The organism is Kocuria sp. CPCC 205263, from assembly GCF_040981075.1.
Lineage (GTDB): Bacteria > Actinomycetota > Actinomycetes > Actinomycetales > Micrococcaceae > Kocuria > Kocuria rosea.
In genome coordinates, this window is the sequence record NZ_JAVKPV010000036.1 from 1 (window position 1) to 1,258 (window position 1,258).

General features: G+C 44.0%; 2 protein-coding genes. Both read left to right on the forward strand.

Annotated elements, in window-relative coordinates; translation table 11 throughout:
* Positions 1–307: helix-turn-helix domain-containing protein (locus RF647_RS18985; RefSeq protein WP_368813092.1), on the forward strand; the 307-nt coding region annotated here is incomplete at its 5' end.
* Between the two features lie 5 nt (positions 308–312).
* The coding region (locus RF647_RS18990) for an IS3 family transposase (RefSeq protein ID WP_368813093.1) at positions 313–1,258 on the forward strand (946 nt) is incomplete at its 3' end.

Sequence of the window (1,258 nt, forward strand, 5' to 3'; positions counted from 1 at the left end):
TCGTAAGTTCAAGGGAAACTCCAAAGTTAAGCTCGGTGATTTCTGCAGGGCAAACAATGTCTCGGAAACTTCTTTTAAGAAGTGGCTGAAGCAATATGAAGAAGCAGGCATAGAGGGGTTGGCTCGTGCTGATGCTGAGATTGGGAACATACTTCCTGAGGGCATTGACAAAACCAAGGAGGGGTATAAGCGAGAAATCCTACGCTTGCGTATTGAGAATGAACGGCTCAAAAAAAAATATCTGGTGAGGCAGAACGAGGATGGGCAAACGGAGTATGTTCGTTTAAAAATGAAGAGTTCAAAATAGTGGACATGCTATCGCACGAGTATCCTGTCAAGGATATCTGCAAGATGATGGGAGTAAGTCGGTCGGGGTATTACAAGTGGCTTAGAAGAGAGCCTTCATCCCGTGAGATCAATCGTGAGTTCATGGTGGGTGTGGTTGAGGACATACACTCGGAACACCCTACACATGGCTACAGGTGGGTGGCGGCGTACATAAGAATCAATTTACAGTTGAGTATCAGCGACAATTTCTCTTATAAATGCTTCCAATATCTTGGTATTCAGTCACAAACGAGACACAAGATACATTACAAACCACGTAAGGTAAAGGATAAGTACCCCAACCTCATTTATTCCACGTGGGACACGGTAGACAGACCTCGACAAGTTATCGTCTCTGACATGACAGTCATCAAATACTCTTGGTTCTTCTTTGAGTTGACCATGTATTTCGATGTCTTTACGAAAGAAATCCTAACGTGGCATGTGGCTGAGAGACGTGGACATAGAGACCAGTACATTGATGGGCTAAATGATGTCATCAACCTGTTGAAGGGCACAGATGAGCCAACTGTTCTTCATACGGACCAAGGTAGCGTGTATGCTTCGCTCGCCTATAATGAGCTGATAAAGGACACGATGATTGTGAGGTCTATGTCCAGGGCAGGAAAGCCTACAGACAACCCTGTGAACGAATCCCTCAACGGATGGATAAAAGAGGAATTGTTCATAGACTTCAAGATTGAGACATGTAATTCAAGAAAGGAGTTCGAGGAGGCCTTGGACGCATACGTGGATTATTACAATGAGAAAAGACCATGTTATGCTATCGGCTATGATACGCCAAATAATTACAGGAAGAGGTTTTATAAAGGGGAGCTTCCAAGAAAGGACACTTTTGGGAAGCGAGAGGCTAATGCAACACCGAAGTTCATCACAGAACGGAAGAAAATGGCTGGAAATGAGAAAAATA